The organism is Winogradskyella sp. ECml5-4 (assembly GCF_036903175.1).
Taxonomy (GTDB): domain Bacteria; phylum Bacteroidota; class Bacteroidia; order Flavobacteriales; family Flavobacteriaceae; genus Winogradskyella; species Winogradskyella damuponensis.
In genome coordinates this window covers 1-8766 of sequence record NZ_JAYJLF010000027.1, presented here as the reverse complement: position 1 = coordinate 8766, position 8766 = coordinate 1, and the positions used below count along the sequence as shown (strand labels likewise).

At 31.1% G+C, this 8766-nt stretch carries 5 protein-coding genes; all 5 read left to right on the top strand.

Annotated elements, in window-relative coordinates; all coding sequences use genetic code 11:
• Positions 1-259 precede the first annotated feature (259 nt).
• The 5 genes from VDP25_RS17000 (at position 260) to VDP25_RS16980 (ending at position 8501) form a co-directional block, all read left to right on the top strand.
• Positions 260-3793, top strand: a complete 3534-nt coding sequence (locus tag VDP25_RS17000; RefSeq protein WP_334471752.1) for a T9SS type A sorting domain-containing protein — start codon at positions 260-262, stop codon at positions 3791-3793.
• Positions 3794-3948: 155 nt separating this feature from the next.
• Complete coding sequence (locus VDP25_RS16995; protein WP_334471750.1) at positions 3949-4662, top strand: hypothetical protein; 714 nt, start codon at positions 3949-3951, stop codon at positions 4660-4662.
• A gap of 169 nt (positions 4663-4831) precedes the next feature.
• Positions 4832-5272: a lipocalin family protein gene (locus VDP25_RS16990; RefSeq protein ID WP_334471748.1), complete on the top strand. Its 441-nt coding sequence runs from the start codon at positions 4832-4834 to the stop codon at positions 5270-5272.
• A 163-nt stretch (positions 5273-5435) separates the two neighbouring features.
• Positions 5436-6335: a hypothetical protein gene (locus VDP25_RS16985; protein ID WP_334471747.1), complete on the top strand. Its 900-nt coding sequence runs from the start codon at positions 5436-5438 to the stop codon at positions 6333-6335.
• A 759-nt stretch (positions 6336-7094) separates the two neighbouring features.
• On the top strand, positions 7095-8501 hold the full coding sequence (locus VDP25_RS16980; RefSeq protein ID WP_334471746.1) for a thrombospondin type 3 repeat-containing protein: 1407 nt from the start codon (positions 7095-7097) through the stop codon (positions 8499-8501).
• Positions 8502-8766 lie beyond the last annotated feature (265 nt).

Below are 8766 nucleotides of genomic sequence, written 5' to 3'. Positions count from 1 at the left end.
GTATAAAAATAATTGCTAATTTGTGCTTAAATAAAGGTAGTTGCGTATTTGCTACATCTGATTTTCCTTCGGAAAATCCTCGCACGCAAACACGCAACTATTCTTATACAAAACCGTTGCCAACAATGCTCGAACGTAGCTCTCTATTCAATGACTTAAATCTCTGTTCAATCAGAATAAGAAGTATGTTAAAAAAAATCAAGTGTTAGAATGTATTAATATTTATGATTTACATTTATAGCATTAAACTTGTAATTATATGAAAAAATTTTACTTAGCAGTTATTTTAGTTTTTAATTTACAATTTGGTTTTGGACAGATTGGATTCGAAAAAAGAATTATCGTAGATGATTCTTTTAATATTGGGGGATACAATTCAATGTCTTTATCTGATATAAATGGAGATGGAATTTCAGATTTAGTTGTAGGTTCTTTATATGGAAATGAAATTTCTTGGTTAGAACGCATTGATGAACAAGGTTTTGTTTTTGGAATACCGAATATAATTTCTACCGAAAGCAGTGGTGAATCATTTGTTTTTGTTAAAGATTTTGATGGTGATGGCGATAATGATGTTGTTGCAACTTCTGTAGGTGATGATAATGTAGCATGGTATGAAAATTTGGATGGCCTAGGTAATTTTGGTAGTCAGCAATTAATAAGTAATGTTGGTAATCCTGGGTCTGTAGTCGCTTTAGATGCTGATGGTGATGGTGACAACGATATTGTTTACACATCAAGGGTAGCAAATAATTTAGTTTTACATAAGAATGATGGTTTTGGTAATTTTGGACCTGAACTGGTTATAACTAGTAATTTTAATAATGCCATCGACGTAGTTGCATTAGATGTTAATAATGATGGTAATGTAGATTTGGTGGCGTCAGCTTCTAATGATATATCTTGGTTTCAATATGATCCAAGTATTGAAAATTTTGGTATGAAGACACTTATAGGGTATGGCGCAGAGGATATTGATTTTGCCGATATTGATAATGATAATGATCTCGATATTGTAGTTACTATTAATGATCTATTCCTTTGGTACGAAAATCTAGATGGATTAGGTGATTTTAGCGATTCCCAATTAGTAACCAACAACGTTAATAATGCTAAAGCTGTAAAAATAATTGATGCAGATGGCGATGGAAACAAGGATATAATTACTTTATCTGTTTTCTATGGTTTTGATAGCTATGGACAACTCACTTGGTTTAAAAATTTAGATGGTTTTGGTAATTTTGGAGACGAGCAATTAATTTCTAATCAAGTTAGCATTGTTAATGATTTACTAGGACTTGATATTGATGATGATGGTGATTTTGATCTGATTGGTGCAACAGATAATAATATTTATAGCTTCTATAATCTTGATGGATTAGGTAGTTTTTCATCAAGGTCTAATATAACATCAAGAGCAGCATTACCAGAGCAAATCATTACAGGCGATATAGATAATGACGGTGATTTAGATGTAATTTCTGCAAATTCGGCAAATGAATTGGCTTGGTATGAAAATATCGATGGTTTGGGAACTTTTGGCCCACAGAAAGAAATTACAGAAGTTATTGAAAATTATAATTCCGTTTATGCTATAGATATTGATGGTGATTCTGATTTAGATATTATTGGTGCTATCAGGTCAGAGGATGAAATAGCATGGTATGAGAATCTTGATGGTTTGGGGGCTTTCGGGGAAAAACAATCCATTACAACCGATGTTGATAATGGTGGTGATATTTTTCCTGTAGATATAGATAATGATGGAGATATTGATATTTTATCTGCTTCAGATAATGACAATAAAATAGCATGGTATGAAAATCTGGATGGTACTGGGAGTTTTGGATCTCAACAAATTATAGAAAACACCTTTAATGGTGCTGTAAATTCGGTTTATGCCTCAGATATTGATATGGATGGTGATATGGATATTTTGGCATCTTTTAGTTCAGATCAAATAATCAACTGGTATGAAAATAGTGATGGACAAGGAACTTTTGGTTCAGCTCAAATGGTAGCGACAAATGTTGGTGCTGTGAGCGATTTAATGGCTTCAGATTTAGACTTAGATGGTGATATGGATATTGTAGCTGTAAGTGCTAGTTACAGTAATAACGTTTACTGGATTGAAAATTTAAATGGTTTAGGCTCATTTGGGCAAGTAAATGTTATTTCCTCAAGCTCTGATGGTGCAAGAGGTGTTTATTCAAGTGATTTAGATGGTGATGGTGATAAGGATATTGTGGTTGCTTCTAGTTTTGATGACGAAATCGAATGGTATGAGAATATTGATGGTTTAGGAACTTTTGGAACTGAACAGCTATTATCAATTAATTCTGATAATGCCTATTCCGTATATACGTCTGATATCAATGGAGATGGTCGTATGGATGTGATATCCGCGGCAAGAAGTGGTGATGAATTGGCTTGGTATAAAAATATAGATGCGGCATCTAATGAGATTTATGGCACTGTGATTCTAGATATGGATTCTGATGGCTGTGATGCACAAGACGCTTTATTAGAGAATATTCTAGTAAGTACAACAGACGGTGTAGAAGTTTTTTCTGTTTTTACAAATGCAAATGGGATTTATCAATTATTTCCAGACGAAGGAGAATTTACAACTTCTGTAGTTTCCAGTTTTTCAGAATATTACAGCATTTCACCGAATACAGCAGTATCTAATTTCTCAGGAAATGGAAATACTGATATGGTTGATTTTTGTTTTATGTCAATAGGTGAAATAGACGATTTAAAAATTTCAATTTACCCATCACAAAACGACCCAAGACCAGGTTTCGACACCAGTTATCAATTAGTATTCAAAAACAATGGTACCACTCAAATAAGCGGATCAGTTTCCTTCGAGTTCAATGATTCAAAACTAAACTTCTTAAACGCAAGTGAAACTGTTGCTTCACAAACCGCAAATACCTTAAGCTTCGATTTTACAAACCTAAATCCTTTTGAAACCAGAATCATAAATTTGCAATTTAATGTCTTTCCGCCACCAACAACTAACATTAATGATATTTTGCTGTCAACAGCAACTATAAATCCAGTTACTGGAGATGAAACAGAAGAAGACAATACATTTAGTTTAGAACAAACCGTTATAGGTTCTTACGATCCAAATAATATCACATGTTTAGAAGGAGACGAAATTTTTATTGAAGATGTAGATAAATATTTGCATTATTTAATTCGTTTTCAAAATACAGGAACAGCCAGTGCTATTAATGTTAGAGTAGAGCATGTTTTGGATGATAAACTAGATTTTACGACTATGCAATTAGAAAGTTTAAGCCATTCTGGCCGTGTTGAAATAGCAGACCAGACTTATGTTCGTTTTGTGTTTGATAATATTAATTTACCAGATAGCACTAATGACGAACCTAATTCTCATGGTTACATCGCTTTTAAAATTAAACCAAAATCTGATGTCGTAGTTGGGAATATTATTAGTGGAGTAGCAGATATTTATTTCGATTTTAATCCAGCAATAATAACGAATACACTGAATACAGAAATTGTTGAGCCTTTGAGTGTGGATGAATTTGATTTAAGTGATATAAAATTATTTCCAAATCCGACTAAAGATATTTTGCGCATAAACTCAAATAAAACAATCGAGAGCATAAAACTATTTAACAATTTAGGACAGCTTTTGTATTTAAGCACAAATACGGATTCTATAAATTTATCAAGTTTCAAATCTGGAATTTATATAATTGAATTAAAATTTTCGAATCAATCATTCGAACGAAAAAAAATTATTAAACAATAGAAAAAGCACTATTGGCAACACTGTGTATAATTAATTGCTAGGTTCTTGCTTACTTACGAAAATTCCTGCGGAATTTTAAGGGTTCGTGAAAGTTTACTAATTTAGTTGCTTAACCACGCAACTAACCATACACAAACTCGTTGTAAAACATTTGAATGAAAATCTCGATTGACATTAAACATCTGATATTTATCTCACTTGGATTTGTTCTATTCACAATAATTGGAACAGTAAGTCACGAATATGGACATATAATCGTTGCTAAATCTTTAGGTTACGAAACCACTCTTCATTATGGAAGTATGAGTTATGACAACTCTTCTTTCCAAAAAAACATTATTGAAATTTACAATCAAAATAAAACTGAAATTGAAAATGGAACTGAATTTAAGCAGAAAGCGGAATATGAAAATGGAGTAAAAAAATTAACGAACGACATTTTACTGGTAAGAATTGGAGGTCCTTTACAAACAATAATTACAGGAATAATTGGACTAATTATCATCTTCTGGAGGAGAAAAAGAATTAATGAATATGGGCTAAAATTATTTGATTGGTTAGCAGTTTTTCTTTCCTTATTCTGGTTAAGAGAAGTCTTTAATTTGACAATGTCAATTGGAATTGAATTAATAAAACCTGATGGTAGTTATTTTGGAGGAGATGAAAAGAAAATTTCTGAACTATTAAATTTGTGGAGCGGAACTGTTTCTTGTGTTTTAGGGACAATAGGGTTATTCATATCTATATTTATCGTATTTAGAATTGTCCCTAAACATTTAAGATTAACATTTATTGCCGGTGGATTTTTAGGTGGAATATTTGGATTCATTTTATGGATGAACATTTTGGGCCCGAAATTATTACCGTAAAAAACGTTTTACAACAACGTGTATAATTCATTGCTAGTACTCGCCTACTTACGAAAATCCTCGCGGATTTTCTATTCGGTTTGTATTTGCTAATTTAGTTGCTGAAACACGCAACGAAATCATACACAAAACCGTTGTGTGTAATACCCAACCAAACTCAAAAATTGAAATGAAAAGACATTATTGGATTTTATTGATTTTAGTTCTTGGACTTACATCTTGCCATTTTATGGGACCAATCGATGTAAATATTGAGAGAAAAAATGTTGAAGTAAATTCAAATAATATTGTAGGAACTTGGAAAATGGACAAATTTTCATACGAGTATCTTTCGGAAATTAAAACTGATAGTATTGTTTTGACATTTAAGCCTGATAATCTTTTCGAAATGAATAATTCTCAAAATCTATTTGACCGCGAAATTAATAACGGAACTTCATCTGGAACTTGGGAAATTATTGAGCAATATGATACGAAAAAAATTAAACTGAATTTTAACGATATAAAAACCTCAAAGAATTTAGAGATTTATAAGTTAAAGGAGAATTATCAATTATGGTATTTTTTGTCGGATCCTGATACTGGAGAAAGAATTAGATTTCTGAAATAAAGTACTACACACAACACCGTGTATAATTAATTGCTAGGTTCTTGCCTACTTGCGAAAATTCCTGCGGAATTTTCACGGGTTCCTAAATGTTTGCTAACTTAGTTGCCAAACCACGCAACTAACTCATACACAAAACCGTTACCAAACATTCGAGAAAAACGATATGGCATATTTAACTAAATCAAATTCACTTCGAATTATAGCCAGTATTGACTTTAAAAAAATCGGAAATATGAACGGTAATGTTTATAAAAAACCGATATACTTTTTTAGTTATTATGAGAAAAATAATCTTCTCGGATTAAAAGAACTCTTAAAAGACCCAGAAAATTTTATTCGTGAATATTATGTACCAATTGAAAATAAAGACAAATTAAAGTACGTATTTGAAGGAGGAAAACCAGCTTACCATTCAAATCACGATTGTTCAAGATTGAACTCAAACTTCAGGAATTTTGAAATCCCAGAGGAAATAAGAGAAAGAGGAAAACCAGAAGTCGAAAGGTTTAGGAAATGGTTCAAAGAAAATCAATATTTATTAGAAAAACCAGATGTCTTTGTTGCAAGAATTTTTATTGCATTTAAAATCAAAATAAATCCTAAAGCAATTGATTACGATAATTCTGGTGTAGAAGTTATTGACAATTTAAATTTACAAGAACTTGAAAGCAGAATAGACAAATATATCAGTCAAGCTGGTCAATATTTTAATAAAGCTGACAACGAAAAAAAAGAAATAATTCGAAAATTTCAAAAATTTACTTTTTTAGCTTATTCGGAAAATGATATTAAAAATAATGATACAAGATTTTCGGATGTAGCAATTAAGAAATTCTTAAAACAATATGATTCTCATTTTAAAAAACCAATCAAAGAGTTATTAATTGAATATTATAGAGTTTTACATAATCCTGATTTAAAATTTGAAGGAAACTTACTTGAACAGTTAGGGTTCAAACCTTGTAAATCTTGTGTAGAAGATGTAATGTATAATAAATCAACTTCAAAACCAATAGCAAATCATAATTCAATTAATGAAATGGATGATGACTTACCTTTTTGATGAATAAAAACGTTTGGTAACACCATATATAATTTATTGCTAGTTCTAGCCTACTTACGAAAATCCTCGCGGATTTTCTATTCGGTTTTTATTTACTAAATTACGTGTTAAACCACGCAACAAACCATATACAAACACGTTGGCAAACATTTTGCGCGTGCCAACAATTTCAAGGATTTTACGAAATTCTGTGCTTACTTGCTTCAGAAAAATACGTTGGAATTTAAAGCTGAACGTTAAAAAAATATTACACTGGATTTTCTTACTCTTGCGGAACTTTACGCACGAATTTCGACTTACCCAACTTCGGTTCTTTAATTCAAAATTATAGCAATCCTCAACTTTTGGATGATAAGCGGAATGGCAAAACGTACGGCTGAACTGTTCGCAATTTTAAAAAATTGAAATTAGTTGTTTAAATCAATCGATTCTGATGTCACGAAATTTCGGCCGAAAATCAAAACTGATGCTCTTTGCGGAAAAAAACGGAATAATAATTTGAAGATTTTTTTGACATTTAAGTAAAAAACGAAACAACGTACGAAAAACCAAAGATCCTATAAATACACAAAGGAGTAGTTCGTAAAAAGAAAAAACGTTAGCCAACAATGTATATAATTTATAGCTGCTTCTTGCCTACTGTCGAAAAACCTCACGGTTTTTCTATTTCGGTTTTTATTTGCTAACTTACTTGCAGAAATAACGCTACAAATCATATACGAGACCGTTGCCAGTAATTTGAGAAACACATAGAAAACTATGAAAAATCTATTATATTTATTAGTCTTTATCTTATTTAGCTTTACTGTTAAAGGACAGAATATTTGTGTAGATATGGAAGCATATAGAAATCAAATAGAAGAAAAAGATGGAGTTTTAAGAGCTGTATCGGATGAAAAACTCAAATGGAACTCTAAATCAATTAAAGTGAAATTTATTGGTGGTAATAGCTATGTCAGACAAAAAGTTATTCAATACAGTAAAGAATGGGAGAAATACGCAAATATCAGCTTTAACTATATTGAATATGGCAATGCTGATATTAGAATAAGTTTTGTTCAAAATGGCAGTTCGTGGTCTTATATTGGAATTATTGCAAACCAAATCTCTCAAAATAAACCGACTATGAATTTTGGTTGGTTTAATAATTACACATCGGAATCAGAGTTTAGTAGAACAATTCTTCACGAATTTGGTCACGCTCTTGGACTTTTGCACGAACACAAACATTCTCAAAGACCTTTTGAATGGAACGTTCCGAAAGTATTAGCTTACTACCAAACCAAATTGGGCTGGAGTCAAAAAGATGTATACAGAAATGTAATAAATAGATATGGACTTGGTTCAAGTTTTTCAAGCGAGAAATATGATAGACATTCTATTATGCACTATCCTGTTCCTGCTTATTTTACAACAAATGGAGTTTCAATTCCTATAAATACTATTTTAAGTAAAGGAGACATTGAGAATATAATGAAACTTTATCCTGGAAGAACATTCAAAAAAGATAGTGATAATGATGGAATAACAGATGATATTGATAACTGTCCTTATCAATTTGGTTATAAAAATTATAATGGTTGTCCTAAACCTAAAAAAAAGGATAGCGACAATGATGGAATTACTGATGATTTAGATTATTGTCCATATAAATATGGGCCAAAATATAACAATGGATGCCCTGTAATTAAGAAAATAGATTCAGATAGAGATGGTGTAACGGATGACAAAGATTTATGTCCTTATGTTTATGGTTCTTCATATAACAATGGATGTCCAAGAGAATCATATACTGATATAAAACGAACTGCACGTAAAGCCAAAAGCAAGTTTAAAAATATAAGAATAGAACATAATGTTACCCAAAATTATGAAACAGGAATGTATGTACATTTTACGCTTCAAAATTATAACACTTATAAGAAGCAGATTGACATTGGAGTGCATTTATATAATAAAAATAGATACATAAGTTCATATTCAACAAATGTAACACCTGACTCTTATTCATCTGCCTATACTGTCAAAGCGTTCTTTCCATATTCTAAAATGAATGTACCTAAATACATAAACAATAAAATGAAATTTTTTATTAATACAAAATATAAAGGGCGACTGATTGATAATAGTTCATACCGCAAATTTAATATTAGATTTAGTCAATAAAAACTACTGGCAACAACGTATATAATTTATTGCTTGGTTCTAGCCTACTTACGAAAATCCTCGCGGATTTTCTATTCGGTTTTTATTTGTTAACTTAGTTGCTTAACCACGCAACAAACCATATACAAACACGTTGGGCATAATACTGACCCGTCCTGAATAAAGGCTACATAATTTTAAACATTATGTACAAAAATGACAAAGTAATCAGACGGTATTCAGAACCATTTAAACTGAAAATTTTAGCCGAACTTACAATCGGAAA

Excerpts from the sequence above, each read along its gene's own strand:
- VDP25_RS17000 (WP_334471752.1), top strand. The coding sequence starts at position 260 with ATGAAAAAATTTTACTTAGCAGTTATTTTAGTTTTTAATTTACAATTT.
- VDP25_RS16995 (WP_334471750.1), top strand. The coding sequence starts at position 3,949 with ATGAAAATCTCGATTGACATTAAACATCTGATATTTATCTCACTTGGA.
- VDP25_RS16990 (WP_334471748.1), top strand. The coding sequence starts at position 4,832 with ATGAAAAGACATTATTGGATTTTATTGATTTTAGTTCTTGGACTTACA.
- VDP25_RS16985 (WP_334471747.1), top strand. The coding sequence starts at position 5,436 with ATGGCATATTTAACTAAATCAAATTCACTTCGAATTATAGCCAGTATT.
- VDP25_RS16980 (WP_334471746.1), top strand. The coding sequence starts at position 7,095 with ATGAAAAATCTATTATATTTATTAGTCTTTATCTTATTTAGCTTTACT.